General features: G+C 70.3%; 23 protein-coding genes and 1 tRNA gene. 9 read left to right on the forward strand and 15 right to left on the reverse strand.

Annotated features, from left to right (window positions below):
• Positions 1–257: 257 nt before the first annotated feature.
• A complete protein-coding gene (locus ABZ823_RS26905) occupies positions 258–1,790 on the reverse strand; it encodes an MFS transporter (protein ID WP_361665441.1) in 1,533 nt (510 codons plus the stop codon).
• A 326-nt stretch (positions 1,791–2,116) separates the two neighbouring features.
• Positions 2,117–2,761 carry a helix-turn-helix domain-containing protein gene (locus tag ABZ823_RS26910; protein WP_361665442.1) on the reverse strand — a complete coding sequence of 215 codons (645 nt, stop codon included), beginning with the start codon at positions 2,759–2,761 and terminating at the stop codon, positions 2,117–2,119.
• 438 nt (positions 2,762–3,199) lie between these two features.
• Between ABZ823_RS26910 and ABZ823_RS26915 the strand changes: the two genes are divergently transcribed.
• Together ABZ823_RS26915 and ABZ823_RS26920 are read left to right on the forward strand one after the other, a co-directional pair.
• A complete protein-coding gene (locus ABZ823_RS26915; protein WP_361665443.1) occupies positions 3,200–4,474 on the forward strand; it encodes a M6 family metalloprotease domain-containing protein in 1,275 nt (424 codons plus the stop codon).
• Between the two features lie 163 nt (positions 4,475–4,637).
• Entirely contained in the window at positions 4,638–6,305 is a 1,668-nt protein-coding gene (locus ABZ823_RS26920) for an IclR family transcriptional regulator C-terminal domain-containing protein (RefSeq protein ID WP_361665444.1), read from the forward strand.
• Between the two features lie 42 nt (positions 6,306–6,347).
• On the opposite strand, the gene ABZ823_RS26925 is transcribed toward ABZ823_RS26920, so the two are convergent.
• The 3 genes from ABZ823_RS26925 to ABZ823_RS26935 form a co-directional block, all read right to left on the reverse strand.
• The gene (locus ABZ823_RS26925) at positions 6,348–6,980 is read right to left on the reverse strand and encodes a ScbR family autoregulator-binding transcription factor (protein WP_361665445.1); all 633 of its coding nucleotides are present in this window, start codon (positions 6,978–6,980) and stop codon (positions 6,348–6,350) included.
• A 162-nt stretch (positions 6,981–7,142) separates the two neighbouring features.
• Positions 7,143–8,375: a cytochrome P450 gene (locus tag ABZ823_RS26930; protein ID WP_361665446.1), complete on the reverse strand. Its 1,233-nt coding sequence runs from the start codon at positions 8,373–8,375 to the stop codon at positions 7,143–7,145.
• 420 nt (positions 8,376–8,795) lie between these two features.
• On the reverse strand, positions 8,796–9,488 hold the full coding sequence (locus ABZ823_RS26935; RefSeq protein ID WP_361665447.1) for a ScbR family autoregulator-binding transcription factor: 693 nt from the start codon (positions 9,486–9,488) through the stop codon (positions 8,796–8,798).
• Between the two features lie 386 nt (positions 9,489–9,874).
• On the opposite strand from ABZ823_RS26935, the gene ABZ823_RS26940 reads away from it, so the two are divergent.
• The 3 genes from ABZ823_RS26940 (at position 9,875) to ABZ823_RS26950 (ending at position 12,786) form a co-directional block, all read left to right on the forward strand.
• Positions 9,875–11,776 (forward strand): acyl-CoA dehydrogenase, encoded by a 1,902-nt coding sequence (locus ABZ823_RS26940; RefSeq protein WP_361665448.1) that lies wholly within the window; start codon positions 9,875–9,877, stop codon positions 11,774–11,776.
• A 163-nt stretch (positions 11,777–11,939) separates the two neighbouring features.
• On the forward strand, positions 11,940–12,527 hold the full coding sequence (locus tag ABZ823_RS26945) for a TetR family transcriptional regulator (RefSeq protein WP_361665449.1): 588 nt from the start codon (positions 11,940–11,942) through the stop codon (positions 12,525–12,527).
• A 183-nt stretch (positions 12,528–12,710) separates the two neighbouring features.
• Positions 12,711–12,786 (forward strand) — tRNA-Arg (locus ABZ823_RS26950).
• A gap of 68 nt (positions 12,787–12,854) precedes the next feature.
• Here ABZ823_RS26950 and ABZ823_RS26955 read toward each other — a convergent pair.
• From ABZ823_RS26955 to ABZ823_RS27000, 10 genes are all read right to left on the reverse strand, one after another.
• Positions 12,855–14,006 carry a site-specific integrase gene (locus tag ABZ823_RS26955; RefSeq protein ID WP_361665450.1) on the reverse strand — a complete coding sequence of 384 codons (1,152 nt, stop codon included), beginning with the start codon at positions 14,004–14,006 and terminating at the stop codon, positions 12,855–12,857.
• On the reverse strand, positions 14,006–14,188 hold the full coding sequence (locus ABZ823_RS26960) for a helix-turn-helix domain-containing protein (protein ID WP_361665451.1): 183 nt from the start codon (positions 14,186–14,188) through the stop codon (positions 14,006–14,008). Before ABZ823_RS26960 ends, ABZ823_RS26955 begins: the two co-directional genes overlap by 1 nt.
• Positions 14,181–15,494, reverse strand: coding sequence for a replication initiator (locus tag ABZ823_RS26965; protein ID WP_361665452.1), 1,314 nt, complete (start codon positions 15,492–15,494; stop codon positions 14,181–14,183). Before ABZ823_RS26965 ends, ABZ823_RS26960 begins: the two co-directional genes overlap by 8 nt.
• Before the next feature lie 139 nt (positions 15,495–15,633).
• Positions 15,634–15,879: a SpdD protein gene (locus tag ABZ823_RS26970; protein ID WP_361665453.1), complete on the reverse strand. Its 246-nt coding sequence runs from the start codon at positions 15,877–15,879 to the stop codon at positions 15,634–15,636.
• Between the two features lie 25 nt (positions 15,880–15,904).
• A complete protein-coding gene (locus ABZ823_RS26975; protein ID WP_361665454.1) occupies positions 15,905–16,099 on the reverse strand; it encodes a hypothetical protein in 195 nt (64 codons plus the stop codon).
• Between the two features lie 16 nt (positions 16,100–16,115).
• Complete coding sequence (locus ABZ823_RS26980; RefSeq protein ID WP_361665455.1) at positions 16,116–16,307, reverse strand: mobile element transfer protein; 192 nt, start codon at positions 16,305–16,307, stop codon at positions 16,116–16,118.
• An 11-nt stretch (positions 16,308–16,318) separates the two neighbouring features.
• Positions 16,319–16,945: a DUF2637 domain-containing protein gene (locus ABZ823_RS26985; protein ID WP_361665456.1), complete on the reverse strand. Its 627-nt coding sequence runs from the start codon at positions 16,943–16,945 to the stop codon at positions 16,319–16,321.
• 87 nt (positions 16,946–17,032) lie between these two features.
• A complete protein-coding gene (locus tag ABZ823_RS26990) occupies positions 17,033–18,409 on the reverse strand; it encodes an FtsK/SpoIIIE domain-containing protein (protein ID WP_361665457.1) in 1,377 nt (458 codons plus the stop codon).
• The gene (locus ABZ823_RS26995) at positions 18,409–18,765 is read right to left on the reverse strand and encodes a hypothetical protein (protein WP_361665458.1); all 357 of its coding nucleotides are present in this window, start codon (positions 18,763–18,765) and stop codon (positions 18,409–18,411) included. Before ABZ823_RS26995 ends, ABZ823_RS26990 begins: the two co-directional genes overlap by 1 nt.
• 168 nt (positions 18,766–18,933) lie before the next feature.
• Positions 18,934–19,722 carry a GntR family transcriptional regulator gene (locus tag ABZ823_RS27000; RefSeq protein ID WP_361665459.1) on the reverse strand — a complete coding sequence of 263 codons (789 nt, stop codon included), beginning with the start codon at positions 19,720–19,722 and terminating at the stop codon, positions 18,934–18,936.
• Positions 19,723–19,829: 107 nt separating this feature from the next.
• On the opposite strand from ABZ823_RS27000, the gene ABZ823_RS27005 reads away from it, so the two are divergent.
• From ABZ823_RS27005 to ABZ823_RS27020, 4 genes are read left to right on the forward strand one after another with little or no spacing between them, the layout of a single operon-like run.
• Positions 19,830–20,237, forward strand: coding sequence for an NUDIX domain-containing protein (locus tag ABZ823_RS27005; protein WP_361665484.1), 408 nt, complete (start codon positions 19,830–19,832; stop codon positions 20,235–20,237).
• Positions 20,238–20,283: 46 nt separating this feature from the next.
• Positions 20,284–20,712, forward strand: coding sequence for an ATP-binding protein (locus ABZ823_RS27010; RefSeq protein WP_361665460.1), 429 nt, complete (start codon positions 20,284–20,286; stop codon positions 20,710–20,712).
• Positions 20,706–21,053, forward strand: coding sequence for a hypothetical protein (locus tag ABZ823_RS27015; RefSeq protein ID WP_361665461.1), 348 nt, complete (start codon positions 20,706–20,708; stop codon positions 21,051–21,053). Before ABZ823_RS27010 ends, ABZ823_RS27015 begins: the two co-directional genes overlap by 7 nt.
• Positions 21,050–21,427: a hypothetical protein gene (locus ABZ823_RS27020; RefSeq protein WP_361665462.1), complete on the forward strand. Its 378-nt coding sequence runs from the start codon at positions 21,050–21,052 to the stop codon at positions 21,425–21,427. Before ABZ823_RS27015 ends, ABZ823_RS27020 begins: the two co-directional genes overlap by 4 nt.
• Positions 21,428–21,505: the final 78 nt, after the last annotated feature.

Below are 21,505 nucleotides of genomic sequence, written 5' to 3' on the forward strand. Positions count from 1 at the left end.
CCCTACGCGCTGCTGCGGGAGGCGCTCAAACCCAGCGGTAAGGTGGCGATCGCGAAGTAGACCTGCCCTGGCTCCGCTGAGCCGGGGCAGGTCCGCCCCCGCCAGGAGTCGTGCATCCGTCCACGGACATGGCCGCCCCGGCCCCGCCCAGCCGGCGGGACCGGGCGGACCCGGGAGGCGTACGGGCGAGGCGTCCCCACCCCTCACCCGTACGCGAAGTTCCGTAGGCGGAGCTCCGCACGCGGGGTTCCGTACGGTCAGTGGGCGACCACCGGGACAGGCACCTCGTCCTCGACGCCCTCACCGGAGGCGACCTGCGCGGCGCCCGGGCGTCCGGCGTTGACGAGGGTCAGGGCGACCACCGCGGCGAGCGTCAGGATGCCGACGGCGAACCAGATCGCGTTCGTGTAGCCGTGCACCATGCCCTGGAGCTGTACCAGCTGCTGCTGCGGCTTGGAGGTCGCCGTCGCGATGTGGTCCTTGATGTAGGACGTGGTCGCCGAGGACGCGATCGTGTTCAGCAGGGCCGTACCGATCGCGCCGCCCACCTGCTGGGAGGTGTTGACCATCGCGGAGGCGACACCGGCGTCCCGCGGCTGCACGCCGTACGTGGCCAGGGACATGGCCGGCATGAACGCCGTACCCATGCCGAGGCCGAGCAGCAGCAGAGCCGGCAGGACCAGGGTCGCGTACGAGGAACCGATCTCCAGCTGCGCGAACAGGAGCATGCCGGCGGCGGCCACCAGGAACCCGGGGCCCATCAGCAGCCGCGCGGGAACGCGGGTCATCAGCCGGGTGCCGATCTGGGTGGAGCCGGTGATCATGCCGACCACCATCGGCAGGAAGGCGAAGCCGGTCTTGACCGGCGAGTAGCCCTTCACGACCTGGAGGTAGTAGGTCAGGAACAGGAACGTGCCGAACATCGCGATGATCGCGAGGCCGAGGGAGAGGTAGACACCGCCACGGTTGCGGTCGGTGACCACGCGCAGCGGCAGCAGCGGGGCCTTGACCCGGGACTCGGTGACCACGAAGGCCACCAGCAGGACCGCCGCCGCGACGAACAGGCCGACCGTCAGGGAGTCGCCCCAGCCGTCGGACTCGGCGCGCGTGAAGCCGTAGACGAGGGAGACCAGGCCGACGGTGGACAGGATGACGCCCGGGATGTCCAGCGGCGAACGGTTGCGGCCGCCCTCCGGCTCCCGGATGACGAAGTAGGCGCCGGCCGCCGCGACGATGGCGAAGGGGATGTTGACGAAGAACGTCCAGCGCCAGTCCAGGTACTCGGTGAGGAAGCCGCCGAGGATCAGACCGACGGCACCGCCGCCACCGGCGATCGCGCCGTAGATGCCGAACGCCTTGGCGCGCTCCTTGGCGTCGGTGAACATCACCGCGAGCAGGGACAGCGCGGCGGGGGCGAGGAGGGCGCCGAAGACGCCCTGGAGGGCGCGGGCGCCGAACATCATCGCGCCGGACTGCGCCGCGCCGCCGAGCGCGGACGCGGCGGCGAAGCCGGTCAGGCCGATGACGAACGCCCGCTTGCGGCCCCACAGGTCGGCGACCCGGCCGCCGAAGAGCAGCAGACCGCCGAAGGCGAGGGCGTACGCGGTGACGACCCACTGGCGGTTGCCGTCGGATATCCCGAGGTCCTGCTGGGCGGACGGGAGCGCGATGTTCACGATGGTTGCGTCGAGGACGACCATCAGCTGGGCGAGCGCGATGAAGACGAGCGCCCGCCAGCGATTGGCGTCGGGAGTGGAAGCGCCGGGGACGCTTCGGGCGGTTGCAGACATGGAGGTACCCACTTCGGGACTTCGTGACTTGTGACGGAAAGGTCGGACTCAGGAGGCGAAAAAGGGCGTGGTAGGAGACGACAAGGGCCTGGGAGCAGGGTGGAAGAGGCGTGGAAGGACACGGCTGGACACGGCGCGTCGACGGTGACGGCCGGGACGTCTGTCGTCGTCACGTCCGCGGGCGCTACGGGACGTCCGTAGTCGCCGCGGAGCGTCGTCCGTCGGTGCAGACGCCTGAAGCTCGCGGAACTGATCGGTGGTGAGCGGGGCGATCGGTGGTGATCGGTACTGATCGCTGCTGGTCGGTTGGGGGCGCTACGGGTCGCTCAGGATCGGCGCAGGTCCTCCATGGTCACGGCCGCACCCGGCAGCTCGGAGCGGGCCGGGGCCCGCATTCCGTCCAGGAACAGCTGGATATGACGGTGCACAAAGGGATCGACGCTGAAGCACGCCGTGCCGGCCGGCGGCCTGCTGAGCTGGGCGATGGCGATCGTCAGATCACCGACGCCCACATCGGAACGGAGCTTTCCGGCGGCCTTGGCCCGGTCCATGACCTCCTCGATGAGCCGCTCGACGCGCTCACGTGAGGCTTCCAGGTCCGGGTGGTTCTGGTCGAAGGTGGTGGAGACCATCGGGCACAGCGCGCTGAGCCGCTCGTCGGCGGCGGCGTGCGCGAAGCGCTCCAGGGCCTCGAAGGCGTCGGCGCACTCGACGAGTGCCCGCTCGGCTTCCTCGGACGTGCGGTCGAGGACCGAGCAGACGACCTCGCGGACGAGTGCGTCGCGGTCGGGGAAGTTGCGGTACACCGTGGCGTTGCCGACGCCTGCCCGTCGGGCGATCTCGTCGAACGGCACATCGGCGCCGAACTCGACGAACATCTCCCGGGCGGCGTTGACGATCCGCTCCCGGTTGCGCAGGGCGTCGGCCCGCGGCCTGGACGCTCGGCGCTGCACGGCGGTTGCGGTGGGCACGGAGTACTCCTCGGACGAGTGGAACGCGATCCGGGGACTCCTTCCCCGTTTCGCACGGACACCGGTCTAAACGGGGAATCGGTCCCCGGTTATTTCCCTCCTCCGCCCCATTTCCTGTGACCTGGGCCACATTCGTGGCCGACTCGGAGATTCGTGGCCGCCGCAGAGGATTCCTGGCCGACTCGGAGGATTCGTGGCCGCCTCGGACGGGCCGGCCACCCGGCAAGGGCAGCCCCGCCGGCTCGACGAGGGCGCCCCGTCCCGATCCCCAGCCGTCCGCATCCGTCTCACGCCTCCCCCGGCCCGCCTTCACCCCCTCCGCGCCCGAGAACCCCTCGTTCGGTCTCCTCCAGCGCGCGCCACAGGAACGCGCGCCACAGGGTGATCGCAAGGGTGCAGCCGGGGACCGGCGGCTGCCGTGGAGCGGAGGGCCACCGCATGCAGCCGTCCCGTCGCCGGATACGCCCTCGCCGCGCCGTCTCCCTCGCATCGGTCACCGCTCTGACCCTGGCGGTCTCCACCTCCGCCGGAACCGGACGGCTGACGGCGGACTCCGCGACGGCGGGCCCCATCGCCCCGACCCGTTCCTCGGCACTGCGCCCCTGCATGATCCACAGCCGCCCGAACATCCAGATGTCCGAAGGCATCCCGACCTCCTCCGGCTACGCCCACTCCACCGGTACCGTCCACGCCCTGACCCTGATGATCGACTTTTCCGACGCCCCCGGCCAGGGCAGCGCGCTGGACCGGTTCGCGGAGTTCTTCCCGCGGACCCGGCAGTGGTTCACCACCGGCTCCTACGGCCGCCTCGACTACCGCCCCGAGACGCCGATACGCCACTGGCTGCGGATGCCCAAACCGTTCAAGGCGTACGGAATGGAGCGCGGCGCCCCCTTCGACCCCGGCTACCGCCAACTGGTCCAGGACATCGTCACCGCCGCCGACCCGGAGGTGGACTTCCGCCGCTACGACTTGGTGAACGTGCTGGCCACCCCGAACGCCGGACCCTCCGCCCTGGACACCGTTCTGTCCGTGACCTTCGCGGGCAACACCGACGCGCCCCTCGGCGACGGCGTCCCCGTCGCCAACGCGTCTTTCATCTACAGCCGCCAGGACGACGGATCGGGCTCCTACGCCGCGACCGGCTACCGGGTCCTGCCCCATGAGAACACCCACACCTTCGGCCTGCCCGACCTCTACACCCAGGAGGGCGGTACCGCCGTCGGGCACTGGGACATCATGAGCGAGGACTGGGGTGCCGACAACGACCTGCTCGGCTGGCACAAGTGGAAGCTCGGCTGGCTCAAGGACTCGCAGGTCGCCTGCGTCACCGCGCGCGGCACCGCCGCGTACACGCTGACCCCGCTGGCCCGGGCCGGCGGACGCAAGCTGGTCTTCGTACCGCTCAGCTCCCGGACCGGATACGCCCTCGAGCTGCGCACCCGCGAGGGCAACGACGCGGCGGTGTGCCGGCCCGGCGTCCTCGTCTACCGCGTCGACGCGGGCGTCGACACCGGCAACGGGCCCATCACGGTCTACGACTCCCGGCCCGGCAGCGGCGGCTGCACCCGGAGCCCCAACGTGCAGGCCGAACTGTCCGACGCGACGTTCCAGCCCGGGCAGTCCTTCAAGGACGGAAGGGCGGGGATCGTCATCAGCGTGGTGGGGAAGGACAGGTCGGGGAACTTCCGGGTGCACGTGACACGCCGGTGAGACGCCCCACCGGGGAAGCCCACGTGCCACACCGGTGAGACGCACGCCGGCGGAGTGCACTGACCCACCGGCGAGACGCCCCGCCGGGGGACACGACGTCCAGGGCGGCGTACGGCGTCGGCCGACACGGCGGATGCGGCCGGCCCGGCCTTACCGTGAGCCCATGCCCCCGAACGTCACCCCGGCCCCGGACGCCGCGGTACCCGACGAAGCGGTCATGCCCCTCATACGGGGCCTCGCCGTGCTGCGGCGCCTGACCGACGCCGACGGCAGCTGCAGCCTCAGCGCCCTGGAACGCGCCACGGGTCTCGCCCGCTCCACGGTCGACCGGATCACGGCGACGCTCGCCCGCATGGGGTACGTACGGCTCGACGGCCGGGACGCCGTCCTCGCACCGGGACTGACGGAGCTGGGCAACTCCTATCTGGCGGCCCTGCGACTGCCGAAACTCCTCAACCCTTACGCCGACGCGCTCGCGGACGAGCTGGACGAGTCGGTGTCGCTCGCGGTCGCCGACCTGGACGGCACCCGCTTCGTCCACCAGGCGACCCGGCGCCGCGCGATGTCGCTGAGCTTCCGCATCGGCGACCTGCTTCCCGCCGAACACACCGCCCCGGGCCCGCTGTTCGCCACCGAGTGGGACGAGCGGGACTGGAAGCGCTGGCACGAACGGCGGGCCGAGGACCCCGAAGACCGCGGCTTTCCGGCGGTACCGGCACCCAGCCGCCCGCACCACGAAGACGGCACCGGCGCCCTGGGGGACGACTTCGAGGAACGCGCCCGCGAGGCGCGGGCGCAGGGGTGGGCGCTGGACGACCAGCTGATCGAGCCGGGTCTGGTCGCGCTCGCGATGCCCGTACGGGAGCCCGGCGGCCGGATCGCCTGTGCGGTCAGCGTGGTGAGCCACACCAGCCGCCACTCGGCGGACGGCCTGCGACGGACGCTGCTGCCGCGGCTGCGCACGGCGGTGGCGGCGATGGAGCGGGAGCTGCGCGAGGCACCGCCCGCCGTCCGTGCCACCGCTTCGGGGCTCGCGGCCTGGACGGGGGCGTCCAAACAGGAGCTGGGGCGGGAGTTCGTGGAGTCGCTGGCCCGCGGACTGACGGTGATCACATCGTTCGGTGAAGGGCGCTCCGCACTGACGCTGACGGAGGTGGCCGAGGCGACGGGCCTGGCGCGGGCGACCGCCCGGCGGGCGCTGATCACGCTGGAGCACCTCGGGTACGTCACGGCACACGACCGTGTCTTCCGGCTCACCCCGCGCGTTCTGGGTCTCGGCTTCCCGCCCCTGTCCCGGGCGACGCTGGCGGACATGGCCGCTCCGCACCTGGCCGCCCTCTCCGGGCTCCTGCACGAGTCCGCCTCCTTGGCGGTGCCGGCGGGCGACGACATCCAGTACATCGCCCGGGTGGCGCCGAGGCACATCATGAGCGTCAACATCGCCCTCGGCAGCCGCCTGCCGGCGTACGCGACCTCGATGGGCCGGGTGATGCTGGCGGACCTGCCCGATCCGGCACTGCCGGAACCGGCCGCGCGAACGCCATGGACGGTCACGGATCGAGACCGGCTGCGGGCCGTGCTCGACCGGGTCCGGCGCGATGGATACGCGCTGGTGGACGGGGAGTTGGAGGAGGGGCTGCGGTCGATCGCGGTGCCGGTGCGGGAGCGCGGGGGCCGGGTGGTGGCGGCGGTGAACGCCGCCATGCACAGCAGCCGCCGTACGCCGCGGGAGTGTGTGAGCGAGGTACTTCCGGAACTGCGCGCGACGGCGGCACGGATCGAGACGGACCTGCATGTGGCGGGACGGTTCCGGAAGGTGCCGAGCCTGTGAGCCGCACGGCACCTGTCGACGCGGGTGCCGGACGGCCCGGGGTCAGCTCGCCTCCGCCCGCCTCCCCGCCGCCACCACTCCCCGCAGCGCCGACGCCGCGGCTATACGCGGAAGGAGCAGCGACCAGAAGCGGGTGAGGGTGTTGTGGGACAGCCAGCGCACGTCGTACTCCCCCAGTGCGGCGAAGCCGACCGTCGCGCCGACCACCGTAGCCGCGAGGTCCCGCGGTGCCACGTCGGAGAGCAGCCCTTCGTGCGCGGCTCGCACCACGGCGCCCTCGACCCAGGCATGCCACCGCTCGTGCAGGTCCCCGCCCCGGCCGGCGTCCCGCGCGCTGTCGCCGAGGTCGAACCCGGCGCGCAGCACCACGTCGTGGCGCAGGCCGTGCAACAGGGCGTGGCTCGTGTCGACAAGCGCCTGTAGCGAGCCGCCGAGCTGCGGCGGCGGCCGATCGGCGGAGGTGATCCGCCCGAACCGCCGGGCCGCCGCATCCCGTACCGCCGCCGCGAGTGCGGCCTTGCTGGGGAAGTGGAAGTGCAGCGCGCCGTTGCTGACCCCCGCCCGGGAACTGATCATCGAGAGCGAGACCGCCTCGAAGCCGTCCTGGGTGAAGAGTTCGGCGGCGGACTGGATCAAGGCGTTGCGCGTTCGTACCGCACGTTCCTGCTTGGCCATCACACGCTCCGTTGGGGCTGGATCAGGAGCATAACAAACCGCGCGTGCGGTTTTCAATTGCGTGAGCAACCGTCCCGGGAAGTTCTCCGCGTCACACCCGGAAGGGCGGAATCCCGCCAGCCGAAAGCAGCGGATTCCGCCCGAACGGGCGCAGAAAACAGCTCAGTTCGGCCGTAGTACGACCGGAAGCGACCCATACCCGTTGACGATGAAGGACTGCACCGGCTCGACCTCCTTCAGCGGAATTACAGACTCCATATCTGGGAAGCGAGTGAAGAGCGCCGACAGCGCGGAGATCGCCTCGAGCCGGGCCAACGGAGCGCCCACACAACGGTGTACGCCGTACCCGAAGCCCAGGTCGTCCCGCCGACCGGTCCTCAGCACATCGAAGACACCGACGTCGTCCCCGTACGCCTCGGGGTCCGAGGCCGCACCGGCGAAGGAGACCAGGATCGCGTCGCCCTTCCCGATCCGTACGCCGTCCAGGTCGATGTCCTCGACGGCGAACCGCATCGGCGAGTACGCGGCGGGGCTGTGCGTGCGCAGCGTCTCGCCGACCACATCGGCCCACTCGGCTCGGCCCTCGCGCACATGCGCACGCTGCTCCGGGTGCGCGCACAGCGCGCCGACCGCGTTGGTGATGAGGGTGTAGGTGGTCTCCTGACCGGCGGCGATCATCAGATAGAGGGTGCCGAGGAGTTCCTGCTCGCTCAGCCGGCCGTCGGCGCCGTCGCGGGCCTCGATGAGGGCGGTCGTCAGATCGTCGCCGGGCGTGGCCCGCTTCTCGGCGACGAGTGCGGCCAGCATCCCGAAGACCCGCACCTGCGCCGCAGCCATCTCCTCGCCGGGGACCGCCGTACCGAACACCAAGTCCAGGTCCGCGCACAGAGGTTGACGGGCCGCCTCCGCGACGCCGAACAGCTCGCAGATCACCCGCATGGGCAGCGGCTTGGCGAACCGGGCCCGCAGATCGACCGGTTCACCCGCCGGCAGCGCGGCCAGTTCGTCCAGCAGCGCCTCGGTGATCTCCCCGACTCGGGGCCGCATGGCCTCCGTACGGCGGGCGGTGAAGGCCGCGGCGACCAGCCGGCGCAGCCGCGCGTGCCGGTCCCCGTAGGCGAAGAGCATGTTCTCGTTCGCCACCCACGGATAGAGCGGCCAGTCCTCCCCGATGCGTCCCGCGACGAAGTCGGGCCAGTGCTGCCGCGCGTCCTTGGACACCCGTGGGTCCATGAGGAGTTGCTTGACGTACTTCTGCCGGACGACGGCCCAGGCGCGCACCCCGCCGGGCAGCTCCACCTCGACGGCGGGCCCCCGCGCCCGCAACATGGCGGTCTCCCCGGCCAGATCACGTCCCTTCACATCGAGGGCGTACGGGCATGCGGTCATGTCCATCGTGCACTCCGTTCGGTCGGTCGGTCCGTTCGGCATTCGGCGTGGCACGCCGTCCGGCGCACCACGGTGGAACTCACGCACCTGAACAGGGAGACACGGCCGCCCTCCCCCGTAGGAGAGCCGGACCCTTCCGCCCGACTCCCCCGTCACCTCCCCCGTCACCTCCCCCGTCACCTCCCCCGTCACCCGGCGGCCTTCCCGCGGCTGGTCTCACCGGCGCGTGTCGGCCGAGGTTCTCCTCACCACCCGTCCGCCGCGACCGGGAACCTCTGCCCACGGAGCACCCGCCGCCCTCACCGCGAATCCGTCATCGCAGCACACTCGTCGCACCCGAGCCGCACCCCGTCCCGGCCCGTCACCTTCAAGCCGACCCCTATCGTCACCGAGTCGCTCGCCCTCGCCATCGAGCCACCCCCGCCGTCACGTCATCAGGCTGCGCTCGTCGGCCTCCGACTGGCGCTGCCTCATGGCGGCTTCGTACACCTTCGGCCCCCGGTCGGGGGAGAAGTCCAGGCGAACCAGCACCCCCGGCACGGCGACCGAGGGCATCAGATGCCGGTAGAGGTCCGCGACCCGCTCGGCGAGATCCACCCGCTCGGTCATGATCCGCGAAAGAACCTGCACGCCCGTGAACGCACCGACGAACAGTTTGGCGAGGGCCTCGACATCGGCGTGCGGGAGAATCTCGCCCCGCTGCTTCGCCTCCTCGAAGAGGGACTGCGTGTGCTCGGTCCACGCCTGCATCGGCACCCGCCGGTTGAGATGATCCTTGGGCGACCCCTGGTCCACCGTCAGCCGCACACTGCCCTGGACGATCGGGTCACCGGTGTCCTTCCGGAGCAGATAGGCCAGCAGCAACGCCTCGTCCAGCGATTCCTGGAGCTTCAGCTCCTGCTCCGGAACGCGCGGGAGGGAGGAGACCTGCGCGGCCAGGACCGCCTGGGCGAGTTCCTCCTTCGAGGTGAAGTGAAAGTAGAGGGCGCCCTTGGTCATCCCCGACCTCTGGAGCACGTCGGAGATCGTCGCCGCCTCGTACCCGACCTCGTCGAACACCTCGGCCGCGGCGAGAAGGATCGCCTGCCGCGTCCTGATGGCCCGCTCCTGCCGTGCCACAAACACCCTCCGCACCAGCCCGCGCCGCGGGAAAAGAGACCGGGCGGTCACCCTGTCGATGCTTCAGGACAATAAAACCAGCCATACGGTTTTTCAACCCTGAAGCTTCAGGTGACCAATTGGGCCGATTGCAGCCAAAAATCCGGTGACGTCTCGACGCACCCCAGGTGCTGCGCAAGGCGGCACTTGAAATAAAAACCGGATGGTACGTATCTTCACTTCCGCGCTTCACACCTGACCGAACCCACCCAGGGGGAAGCTCGATGACCGTTACAACGTCCGAGGCCTTAACCAGGGGGACAGCCGGACATCCGGCGGCGCGCGAACACCCGGTGATACCCCAAGACCCGGCTGCACTCGACCATCCGGCACCACTCGATGACGCGGTGGCCGCCGAAGCCCCGGCCGGCTCCGCAACCCCGGCCATGCCCGAGGCACCGGCCGCTCCCGAAAGCCGCGCCCTCCCCGAGGCGCCGACGCTCGCCGAGGCATCGGCGCCCCCGGTCGCCGACGACCTCGCGCGCCTTCTCTTCGAGGGCACGCACCGCGAGCGCCGGCACGGCGTCTGGCGCAGGACGATCTCCGGCCCCGCGTTCTCGTACCGGCCGGGGCTGCCCCCCGCCGAGCGGACCGCCCTCTCCTACGACCGCCTGCGCCTCCTCAACGACGTGCTGGCCGACCCCGAGCGGTTCGCGGCCGACCCGCACCGGCTGGCCGCGCTGCACGAGTGGATCGGACCGGTGGACGGAGGGCTGACCACCCTCGCGAGCATCCACTACAACCTCTTCCTCGGCAGCCTCGTCGACCACGACCACGAGAGCCGCGACCTGTCCGCCTTCACCGCGCTGCGCCACACAGGAACGTTTCTGTGTACCGAGTTGGAACACGGCAACGACGTGGCCTCGATGGAGACCGTCGCGGTCTTCGACCGCCAGAGCGGGGGCTTCCTTCTGCACACCCCTACGCCCGGCGCGCAGAAGTTCATGCCCAACACCAGCCTCACCGGCGGCCCCAAGACCGCGGTCGTCGCGGCCCGGCTCCTCGTCGACGACGAGGACCAGGGCGTCTTCCTCTTCCTCACCCCGCTCAGCGACGAGACCGGGCATCTGCCGGGGGCCACGGTCCGCCGACTGCCCGACCGCACCGGCACCCCCGTCGACCACTGCCTCACCTCCTTCGACCGCGTATGGCTGCCGCGCGAGGCGCTCCTGGAAGCCGACCACGGCCGTCTGGACCGCGACGGCACGCTCATCAGCGACCTCGGCAACAGGCGCAAGCGGTTCCTGCGCTCCATCAACCGCGTCACCATGGGCAAGCTGTGCATGAGCGCCGGCACCCTCGGCATGGCACGCGCCGCGCTCACCATCGCGGTCCGCTACTCCCACAGCCGCCTCATCGCCGGGCCCCGGGCCGGTGAACGCATCCCGCTCGCGGCCCACCGCAGCCATCACAGCCGGCTGCTCGACGGGCTGGCGACGGCGTACGCGATGACGTTCCTGCACCGGGCGGTGGTCGACCGTTTCGCCGCGCACACCGAGGAGGACCGCGAGGAGGTCGAGCGACTCACGGCCGTCGCCAAAGGCTGGATCACCTGGCAGGCACGGGCCATCGCCACCGAGTGCCGCGAACGCTGCGGCGCCCAGGGCCTGTTCCCCGCCAACGGCATCTCTGACCTCACGGCGAACATCGAGGGCGGCATCACCGCCGAGGGCGACAACCTGGTGATATGGGTGAAGGCCGCCTCCGAGATGGTCTTCGGGCACGAGTCCGCGAAGCCGGAGGCGCTGCCGGCCGGAGGCCTGAGCGACCTCCCCTTCCTACGGGGCCTGCTCGCCCAGGTCGAGGCCATCTGGCAGGCCCGGGCCCGCGCCGCCCTGCGCGAGGGCCCCTCCGGAGATCCGGTCGGCCGCTGGAACGTCACCTCCGGCGCCGCCCTGGAGATGGTCTCCGCACACGCTTGCCTGGCGGCCGCGGACGCTTTCGCCGCGGCGGCCGACCAGGCGGCGGACCCGAGGTCGGCCGCGCTGCTGCGCTCGCTGTGCCGCCTGTTCGTGCTCCGCCGACTCCGCGAGCACACCGGCGATCTGCTCGCCGAGGGCCACCTCACGCCGGAGCAGGTCCGCGCACTGCCGAAGACCCTGGACACGGTCGTCGCCGACCTCGCGCCGCACATGACGACCCTGGTCGACGCCTTCGACCTCCCGGAGGAACTGCTGTCCGCGATCCCGATCGCAAGCGGGGGAACAATCGTACGAACCATGCCGGCCCCACCCCCACCACCGCACTGAAGCCGACAGCCCTGAAAAGGGCCCGTCCCACTCCCCACCCAGGGGCGCCCCACCGGACGGGCCCTTTCCCCTGGGCCCGATACCGAGAGCGGTGCGAGAATGCCAATGTCTCTCATTTGGCATGACTGCCTCTTGCGAAGAGGCCCCCGGGAAAGTGCGCGACATGACGACCCGCCCCGGACTGCGGGAGAGGAAGAAGGCCAGGACCCGCCGCCTGCTGCAACAGGAGGCGCTCCGCCTCTTCACCGAGCAGGGATACGACAACACCACCGTCGAGCAGATCTGCGACGCGGTCGACATCTCCCCGAGCACGTTCTTCCGCTACTTCCCCACGAAGGAGGACGTGGTCCTTCCCGACGACCACGACCCGTCCCCGCAGGAGCCGATCACCGAACGGGGCCCTTCGCGACCACTCACGGACGTCGTCCGCGCAGCCCTCTTCGACCTGCTGGAACAGCGCATCAGCCAGGACCGGGAAACCATGCTGGCCCGCCTCCGGCTGATCTCGCGGGTGCAGGCCCTGCGGGCGCGCATGTGGCAACAGCAGGAAGCCCGGGTGGCCCACACGGCGGCCCTGCTCGCCGAACGCGCCGGCAAGGACGAGAACGCCTACGAAGTCCGTGTCACCGCGGCCGTCCTCATCGCGGTGACCACGGAAACGCTCATGTACTGGGCGGACCACGACGGCGAGCCCGACCTCGGGCACCTCTTCACACGCGCCCTGACCCACCTCGACAACCTCAGCCTCTGACGCAGGCCCCCGGCCCACGAGGCCACCGAAAACAAATGATCCCCCGAGACGCCGTCCTCGGCCCCACCACCCCGCCCCGATCCGCTAACCTGTTGGAACCGCCCCCAGGGGCGGCCACAACCTCGCAGAAGCGCGGACGAGTGCTCACCCAGAGTATTCACCCACACCTTCCGCCAGGACCCCGCCTTCGTAGCTCAGGGGATAGAGCACCGCTCTCCTAAAGCGGGTGTCGCAGGTTCGAATCCTGCCGGGGGCACCAGCCAAAAGGCCCCGGACCGATCTTGGTCCGGGGCCTTTGACATCCACTTTTGACATCAACGCTGGTGGTTACTGGCGACCGGGGCGCCTCCTGAGCAGGCGGTCCATGTGGCTCATGGCTTCGCGCTGCGTGTCCTGGACGACGTGGGTGTAGACGTCCATGGTGATGCTGATCTGGGAGTGCCCGAGGATCTCCATCACGACGCGGGGAGCGACTCCCGCCGCCGTGAGGAGCGTCGCCGTGCCGTGCCGGGCGTCGTGGAGGCGGATGACGCGGAGGCCAGCGGAGTGGGCGATACGGGTGAAGGAGCGGTACAGGTTGCGCGGCTCGACCGGGCGGCCGGTGCGGGTGGTGAAGACGTAGGCCGACTCCTGCCACCGCTCCCCCGCCTTCGCGCGGGCGGCTGCCTGCCGCATCCGGTGCCAGCGGAGGGGCGCGATGCAGAGGGCGGGGAGCGGAACGGCACGGCGGCGGCGGCTCTTCGGGTCGTCGTCGTAGAGGACGCCACGACGGCGCTGCGTCTGCTGGCGGACGTAGAGGACGCGGTTGTCCAGGTCGAGGTCAGACCAGCGCAGGCCGACGATCTCTCCCCGGCGTAGGCCCATGGCGATGGCGAGCACGAAGGCCGCGTAAAGCGGGTCCTTTCGGGAGGCGGCCAGGAAGTCGAGCGTCTCGTCCAGGGTCCACGGCTTCAGCTCGCGGTTGTCGGTGCGAGGAGGCTCGACGAGCTTGGCGACGTTGCGCGTGATCAGCTCCTCACGGCATGCCGAGGAGAGAGCCGATCGCAGAACTCGGTGCGACTCCTTGGCGGTTGCCGCAGTGGTCTCCTTCTCCAGGCGCACGAGGAACCGACGCACGTCGGCGACACTCAAGGACTCCAGCCGCTTCGCACCGAGCAACGGCACCAAGTAAAGCCGCACGTGTGCCTCGTACTTGTCGTACGTGCTGAGCTTCCGCCGAGGCTTGATGACGTTGTCCAGCCAGTACGGCAGCCACTCGGAGAGCTTGGCCGACTTGGTGGGAACGGGTACGCCCTGGTCCACCTTGTCGAGCAGCTCACGACGCTTGGCGTCGCACTCGGCCCAGGTCTTGCCGTAGGCGAACTTGCGGGCACGGGTGCCGTCCGGCTGGAGGACGTAGACCGCGCACTGAAAGCGGCCGTCCTTGCGTTTGGTGATGGTGCCCGCCCCGTTGGGGTTCCGCTTGCGTTGCTGCGCCATCAGGCAGCCGCCTCCATTTCGTTGGTGATGTACTCGCGGACAGCCCGCGCCGGGATGCGGCGGCACCGGCCGATGGTGATCGAGGGCAGGCGACGAGAGCGGATCAGGTCGTAGACCGTGGACCGGCCGAGCTTCAACCGCGCCATCACGTCGGGCACCGTCAGCAGCTCGTCGTCATGCATGGGTGGGCTCTCCTTCCGTTCCGGGAGCGGGTTCGAGGGATGCGGCAAGCCAGGCTTCGGCGGACGACAGGCCGGTTCCGGCGAAGACCCAGTGCGCGAGGACGTACGTCGTGTCGGGCTCGGGCCCGTTGGTCGCTGCCGCCTGGGCTCGGCGCCATTCGGCTCGGGCGTCGCGAAGGGCGCCGAGGGTGGTGGAGTAGCGGCGGGACTTGGTGGAGAAGTGGCCGCGGAAGCCGAGCATGTGGGCCCATGCGCGGAGCCGGAGGTGTTCGAGGTCCTTGCGTGCGCCGAGGGTCCATGCGGTCCGGATCAGGCGGCGGGCGTGGTCGCTGATGTCGAGCTGGGCCAGCTCGGCGACGAACTTCAGCGGCCGGTCCAGGGCGCCCGTCGCTGTCTCGGCGCCCTTGGTGGCGTACTTGGCGATGTACGCGGCCACGGCTCGCTCGGTCAGCTCCCGGCCGCCACTGAAGTCAGCCGAGCGGATGGTGCGGACGTCGAGTTGGCGGCCGAAGCTGAAGACGTGCGCGCGGCCGTCGATGACCGGACCGTCCACGCGGACCTTTGCAGTGGCGGCGCGGATGGCGTCCGTCAGCAGCTCGGCGGTTGCCCAGGGCGGAGGCGGGGTGTCTCCCCCGCCGGGACCATCGAGACGGATGACTGCGTGAAAGTGGACGGCGCCGCGCTTCTGGTACTCGGCGACCTTGGCGAAGGACACGCGGGCGTGGTCGCGGAACCTCCGCTGTGACAGCCCCGCGCGCTTGGCGACCTCTCGGCGCAGGTAGACCGAGAAGCGCCGCCAGAGCGCACCGGCGTGCGCGTTCCACAGAACGGCCGCTTCGTAGTCGTACGTGTCCGGGTCCAGCGGGGTGCCAAGTACATCGTCATCCTGGTCGTGGAGCAGGCCGCAGCGGCAGGGGCGAACGGTGCCGGCCGGGCCGGTCGGGCGGTTGTGGACCGGGCCGAAGCTGGGTGCGGTGAAGGTGGCGAAGACGCGCGGGTGCGCGGCGACGTGTTCGGGGATGCCCTTGCCGCCGCGCAGGCCGGAGGTGATCAGGTGGAAGGTGTCGCGGCGGTAGACCTCGGCGCAGGCCGGGCAGCGGGTCGTGCGGCGGTTGTTGCAGCGGACGAGGAGCTGACCGGCCGGGAGGGCCGAGGAGTCGAGGTGTTGGAGGACGCGGCCGATCTCGCCGGTACGCGTGTCCACGTCGTACTCGGTGCGGTGGCCGTCGAGCCGGATCGGGTTGGTGCAGCCGCCGAGCCCGGAGAGCTGCCGGAGGATACCCGGCAGGGTGCCGTGCTGGGCCATCCTTGCGAGTTCCGGGAGCGGGGGCGGGGTGGTGCCGGTGATGATGGCTGTCTCCTTCTGACTGGCTCGGTCGAGAGGGATGGGCCCCGGGGCGGCGGATGCTTGGTCGTGTCGTGCCGCCCCGGGTGTCAGGCGTCGTTCAGCGCCGGTGGTGTTCGCGGAGCAGGGAACGCAGGACCACGGCGGCTATGGCCACGGAGATGGCCGAGACGGCAACGGCGGCCAGGAGCGCGGTGAGGACCACGCCACCGACGACCACGGCCGCAATCGATCCGGTGCTGACGGAGACCGGCGGGAGCGCTCGGCGTCCGGGCGCCGGATCGGCCGGAGTGTGGGTGTGCGCGGGCGGCGGCGTAGGGGTGTCGGGGTACTTGGGCAGGAACACAGCGGAACCCTTCTTATCTACTCGTCTAGTCATGTGTGCCGTTTATGACACTCACGCCGGAGCGGGTGCCGGATTCGATGGCGGGGGCCATGAAGGTGTGCGAGAGCCAGAAGCCGAAGAGGGCGATGACGACGACGATCCAGGTGCGGACGCCGAGGAACTTGACCGCTCCCCAGGCGAAGAGGCCGAGGACGAGGACGAACGGCAGGCTGACAGTCACGGAGTGCGAAGTCCTTTCAGCGGACGGGGCAGCGGTGGGTGCGGGCGGCCAGCTCGGCGGCGGCGCGGCTGTCGTAGTCGGCGGAGAAGCCGCAGCGCGGAGCCGTGCAGGCGGCGGTGTGCTTCTCACGGCCCCTGTGGTCGTTGAACGTGCCGACCTGTACGGGGCCGATGCGGGTGACGTCGCGGAAGCGGCGGTTGGCGCTCATGGGCTCTCCTTTCAGAGGTGGGCGGCGATGGCTTCGGCCATGGGCGCGGGGACGCCGAGCCGGGCGCGCAGGGTGGGGGTGTCGATGGGAGTTCCGGTGCGGGTGCGGTGTTCGTCGGCGACCTTGCGGGCGTGGTCGACGAGGGCGGCCGGAACGGGGACGGCGGGACGCTCGGGCGGTGGCTCGACGGCGGCCGGTTGCGCGGGCGGCTCGGGTGCAGGTTCGGGCACGTCCTCCTGGTCCTCGATCTCCTCGGTGTCGGCGGTGGTAGTCGTCGGCACGGAGTGAGCGAGGAGCGTTCCGCCGAGGAAGGCGACCGCGGGCCAGCCCGCGACGAGGATGCGCAGCCAGGCCGGCACTTGGTGCATGTCGAGCAGTCCGGCCGTGGCGACGTTCGCGCCCAGGGAGGCGGCGAGCGCGATGACGAACCAGCACCACCCGGCCGCTTTCGCGTCACTCGTCCGCAGTCGGCGCCAGGCGGCGACCAGGAGTAGGTCAACGGAGATGGGATAGGCCCACGCTTTCCAACCGTCCTGCCCGGCGGCCGAGGCGATGTCGTGCAGGTGGGCGAAGGACAGCGCTGCGGCGATGACCGCCTGGACGAGCACCGCGTCCACGCGGGCCAGTTGGGCGCGCACGTTGCGGCTCCTTCCGGGTTCAGGCATGGGAGGGGTAGGGACGTGGCGTGAGGCGGTCACGCCGATCGAATGGGGCAGGTGGAAGGGTCAGTCGCTCACCGGGAGCGGCCGCAAGGCCGGAGCCGCTTTCTCGACCGGTCGCGCGGGCACGTCGGGCCGGAACGGCTTCAGGGACAGAACATCGGGCATCAGGTGGGCCGAGTCCCGGCAGATCTCGGCGGCGTCGCTGAGGGAGAGGTACGGCGTGCGGATGCGGGACCAGCCGCCCGAGGTGTCGCCCGCCACGGCCAGGCCGGGGCACTCGGGAGCGATGGCGCAGGCAGCCATGACCGCCTCGGGTGCGATGTCGCCGAGCGCCATCTTGGCCGACGCCTCATCGTTCACGCGGTGGCAGACACGGCCGGTCAACTGGGCCCGGAGCATCGTGGCGCCCTTGCCCAGTTCGGCGCCGAAGCGCTGCCCGCACACTTCCAGGTAGATGCCGGCCGCGCGGCCGAGCTGGGCGAGGCGGATGAGCTGGGTGACCATCTCGTCGCGCCGTTCCTCCTCCTTCTTCGTGGCGACGAGGAAGAGTTCTGCCACCTCGTCGACGAACAGCACGATCGGTACCGGGCGTTCGCTCTCGGGCAGTCCCCAGATGTCCGAGGTGATCTCCTCGTCAGGGGTATCCGGCGCGATGCCCTGCCGAGCCTTGATCAAGTCGTATCGGTCCTCCATCTCCTTCACGAGCGCGGGCAGCAGCTCCGCCGCCTGTTCCGGGTCGGTCGCCAGGGCCGAGAGCCGCGCGGCGAACGGCGCCAGTTCCACGCCCCGCTTGCAGTCGACGCCGACCAGGGCGACCGGTTGCCGGGCGAGTCCGGCGATCAAGTGGCGCAGATACATGGACTTGCCCGACAGCGTGGCCCCAAGGGTCAGTTGGTGCGGGATGGTCCGGTAGTCGCGCACGAAGGGAGTGGCATCCTCCCGCAGTGCCACCGGCACCTTGAGGAACCCTTCTTCGACCTTGCGCGACATGCGGACCTTCCGCAGGACGTCGAAGCCGACAAGCCGCAGTTCGACCACGCCAGGCTTGACCGTCGTGACGTAGATGGCGTGAACTCCCCAGGCGTGCCGCAGCCGTTCAGCCGAGGCGGCGACGTCTGCGGGTTCCTGTCCCGGAGCGAGCCTCAGACGAAGCCGGAGTCCGGTCGAGGTGGGGCGGATGATCCCCCGACGCGGCGGAACGGGACGGACCTCACGCCGGGTGGTGGCCTTCACTGCGAGGACCCGCAGCCGGGAGGGCGCCACGGTCAGTCCGCAGGCCTCCATGACCGAGCTGTACGAGCTGAGCAGCCGGACCGTGGATATCGGTAAGCCGATGGTGGACCAGTAGACGCCCGGGTGTCGGGCCCGGGCGTAGGCGGCCCCGCCGCCGAGCGCGGCGACAGGACCACCCACCTCCAGCAGTGTCGTCAGGTCGGTCATCAGGCAGCGGCCCCCGAGACAGCCGGGAACGCGGCCGGGGTGACGGCGGCGGCCCGGAAGGCGATGCCGTGTCGCTGCTGCCCGTTGAAGACGCTCTCCCACGGCCGGGCCACGAGCCCGGGCAGCGAGACCGGCGCCCCGAGGGTCAGCCCCTCCGAGATGCCGCCCTCCGGGACGGTGACCTTGATCAGCGACGACTCGCCGTCCTCGATGTAGACGACGCCGATCGTCATCAGCGCCTCACCGCTGTTCGCGTCCTTGGCGATCTCGCCGGTCTGACGGTCGCGGACCTTGGGCTCGGGAGCCTCGGTCAGCAGGATCGTTGCGGCCGAGGTCTCCACGCGGATGGTACGCAAGGCACACTCTCCTATCTACTCGTCTATACATGATGCGTTGCGCGAACCCGATCTCCGGGATCGCGCGACTACCTTGCCACACAACTTGCCCACTCGTCTATACGAGTAAGCGTGTTGGGGTGTACGAGTTCGAGGAAGCGGCCCCGCGCACCACCGTCGCTCATGCGATCACGTCGCCGGGAGCTGGTACGAGAGCACGTACGCGTCCGCCGCCATCACCGTGTCGCAGACCTCCACGGCCCGCCCTTCGGTGTCGTAGGCGGTGCGGATCAGGTGAATGACCGGCACGCCGGAGGCCAGCCGGAGCGTCTTGACCTCAGCAGGCGAGGGCATCCGGGCCCGGATCTCCTCCTCGAAGTGGTCCAGGCGATGCCCCAGCTCCTCAAGACGGGCATAGATGCCGCCGGGGCCGGGGTTGGGCTCGGCGATCGGCGTACCCCGCGCGATATCGAGCGGCAGATACGACGTGGCGAACTCGACCGGCCGCCCGTCGAGCAGGTACCGGCGCCGACGGGCCAGCACCCGCCGCACGGATCCGAGGCGGGCGGAGACGTCCTGGCTGGCCTTCTCCTCCTTGACCTCCAGGCTGTCGACCTGCGGGTGACTGCCGGCCGCGTTCGCTTCGACGATGAACGCGGACTTCCCCTGCTCCCTGTGCCGCCGGGCGAACCGGTCGGAGGCGAGACGCCGCACGGGCGGTCGTGGTCGCACGAACACGCCCTTGCCGTGCTCGGCGTGCACCAGGCCCTCGCCCTGCAGGATGGAGAAGGAGTTCCGGACCGTCATACGGGAAACCCCGTAGTGCTCGACAAGATCAGCCTCGGAGGGCAGCTTGTCGCCCTCCTTGAACCGCCCGCGGTCGATCGCCTCGCGCAACTGGTCGGCGATCTGCCTGAAGACCGCACGATCGCTCGTGGGGTCGAGATCGCCGAGGAGGCCGGAAGGGAGAGGGCTCACGAGTACTCCTTTAGGTATCTAGACGAGTGGCTGAGTCTTGTTGCTACGGTGGAGAGCCTAGCCATCCGAGAGGGCAGAGGAACGTGACCACTGACCGTCCGCACTCCGTGAGCGTTGCCGGAGTCGTCATCGACGACCAGGGCCGCGCCCTCTTGATCCAGCGCCGTGACAACGGGCACTGGGAGCCCCCGGGTGGAGTCCTCGAACGCGAGGAGACCGTCCCCGAAGCCCTCCAGCGTGAAGTGCTCGAAGAGACCGGAATCAAGATCGCACTTCCCGCGACCCTGACCGGCGTCTACAAGAACATGAAGGGCTTGATCGTCTCGCTGGTCTTCCGCTGCGAGGCCGCCGACGGCAGCCCCACCACCGGTGACGAGACCCGTGCACTGCGTTGGGTCACCCGTGAAGAGGTCACCGCGCTTGCCGACGAGGCGTACGCGATTCGCGTCCTGGACGCGATGGACGCGGCGTCTCCGCCTGCTATCCGCGCCCACGACGGCGTGAAACTCGTCTAGCCCGAACCCGCTGCACATGGCGGCCTATCAGCATGAAGGAACTTGTATGCACGAGTATACGAGTCAGATTCGGACTTGGGGACTCACTTGCCCAGGATTTCCGGAAGAGGTCAGCCGGGCCCGTCGCTGGACGCGGGACATCCTGCGCGGCTCACCGCTGGCCGAGGACGCCGAGCTGATCGTCAGCGAGCTGAGCGCGAACGCGATTTTGCACACGGCGAGCGGCCAGGCATCCGGCCGCTTCCACCTGGCGCTCGCCGTCTCGCCCCAGGTGATCGCACTGTCGGTCACGGACGACGGCGGCACGCACTCCGCCCCGAAGGTCGAGCACCCGGGGACGGACGCCGTGCACGGCCGAGGCTTAGGGATGGTCAGCGCCATCGCCCACCGGGTCGTCGTCCACGACAGCCACGGCGGCTACACGGTCACCGCGGAACTCTTCACGCAGCCAAGGCCAGGAGGACGCCCGTGCTGACGTCGACCAGGGCTGAAAAGCCGACTTCAGGCGGACAGCACGCCTCATACGAATGCTGGGCTGTCGCCTACCCCCTGCACGAGGTCCGATCCATCGCACTGGGATCACACCGCGCCGCGAGCCCCCGCCTGGCATTGCGCTGGATCCGGGAGCGCACGAGCCACATCACGGACCAGCTCGACACCGCATACGCCAGGCCAGGCCGCCACTGGCTCACCGACGAACCGGAGCAGGAACGAGCCCTCGCGTACCTGGCCACCGGAACTGCCTACCAACTCACCCTGTACGACGACAGCACCCGCTACGTACTCGTCGCCTACCCTCGAGGAGCGGCATCGTGAAGGGCCCCGTCCGCGGCTACTGGTGCGAATGCTGGACGCAAGACCTCAGCGACGACCGGCCGCCGGCACTCCTGGCATCCTTCGACGCCTACTCCGCACCTCAGGCCGACAGATGGGTCGCGGTCGCACTCCGCACCATCTCTCCAGCACTCGACCCACAAGCCTCCGACGATGCGTGGGCATGGCTGTACGAAGGCCGCATCCAAACCAGGCGAGCCCTCTTGCGCGCCGAGCCGTGCACGGTGGCCATTACCCAGGGCAGCACCCGCGTGACGTGGATCATCCGACCGGTGCGCTTTCTTCCGCTCGTCCACCGTCAGGGCACCGAACTTCCAGCGTGCGCCCACGACTTCAAGCCCCACGCCCCCGACTGAGTTACAACTTTCTTTACGGGTTCAAGGCGGCTCGCTCCGCTCCCCGCGCGCGGCCCGGCCCCCGGCCGGGCCTGCGCT

The sequence above is a fragment of the Streptomyces sp. NPDC047079 genome, from assembly GCF_040643755.1.
GTDB lineage: Bacteria > Actinomycetota > Actinomycetes > Streptomycetales > Streptomycetaceae > Streptomyces.

What these genes read in the sequence shown, in the direction of transcription:
- ABZ823_RS26905 (WP_361665441.1), bottom strand. Translation starts at nt 1,790, where the DNA reads ATGTCTGCAACCGCCCGAAGCGTCCCCGGCGCTTCCACTCCCGACGCC.
- ABZ823_RS26915 (WP_361665443.1), top strand. Translation starts at nt 3,200, where the DNA reads ATGCAGCCGTCCCGTCGCCGGATACGCCCTCGCCGCGCCGTCTCCCTC.
- ABZ823_RS26920 (WP_361665444.1), top strand. Translation starts at nt 4,638, where the DNA reads ATGCCCCCGAACGTCACCCCGGCCCCGGACGCCGCGGTACCCGACGAA.
- ABZ823_RS26925 (WP_361665445.1), bottom strand. Translation starts at nt 6,980, where the DNA reads ATGGCCAAGCAGGAACGTGCGGTACGAACGCGCAACGCCTTGATCCAG.
- ABZ823_RS26930 (WP_361665446.1), bottom strand. Translation starts at nt 8,375, where the DNA reads ATGGACATGACCGCATGCCCGTACGCCCTCGATGTGAAGGGACGTGAT.
- ABZ823_RS26945 (WP_361665449.1), top strand. Translation starts at nt 11,940, where the DNA reads ATGACGACCCGCCCCGGACTGCGGGAGAGGAAGAAGGCCAGGACCCGC.
- ABZ823_RS26955 (WP_361665450.1), bottom strand. Translation starts at nt 14,006, where the DNA reads ATGGCGCAGCAACGCAAGCGGAACCCCAACGGGGCGGGCACCATCACC.
- ABZ823_RS26960 (WP_361665451.1), bottom strand. Translation starts at nt 14,188, where the DNA reads ATGCATGACGACGAGCTGCTGACGGTGCCCGACGTGATGGCGCGGTTG.
- ABZ823_RS26965 (WP_361665452.1), bottom strand. Translation starts at nt 15,494, where the DNA reads ATGGCCCAGCACGGCACCCTGCCGGGTATCCTCCGGCAGCTCTCCGGG.
- ABZ823_RS26980 (WP_361665455.1), bottom strand. Translation starts at nt 16,307, where the DNA reads ATGAGCGCCAACCGCCGCTTCCGCGACGTCACCCGCATCGGCCCCGTA.
- ABZ823_RS26990 (WP_361665457.1), bottom strand. Translation starts at nt 18,409, where the DNA reads ATGACCGACCTGACGACACTGCTGGAGGTGGGTGGTCCTGTCGCCGCG.
- ABZ823_RS27010 (WP_361665460.1), top strand. Translation starts at nt 20,284, where the DNA reads ATGCACGAGTATACGAGTCAGATTCGGACTTGGGGACTCACTTGCCCA.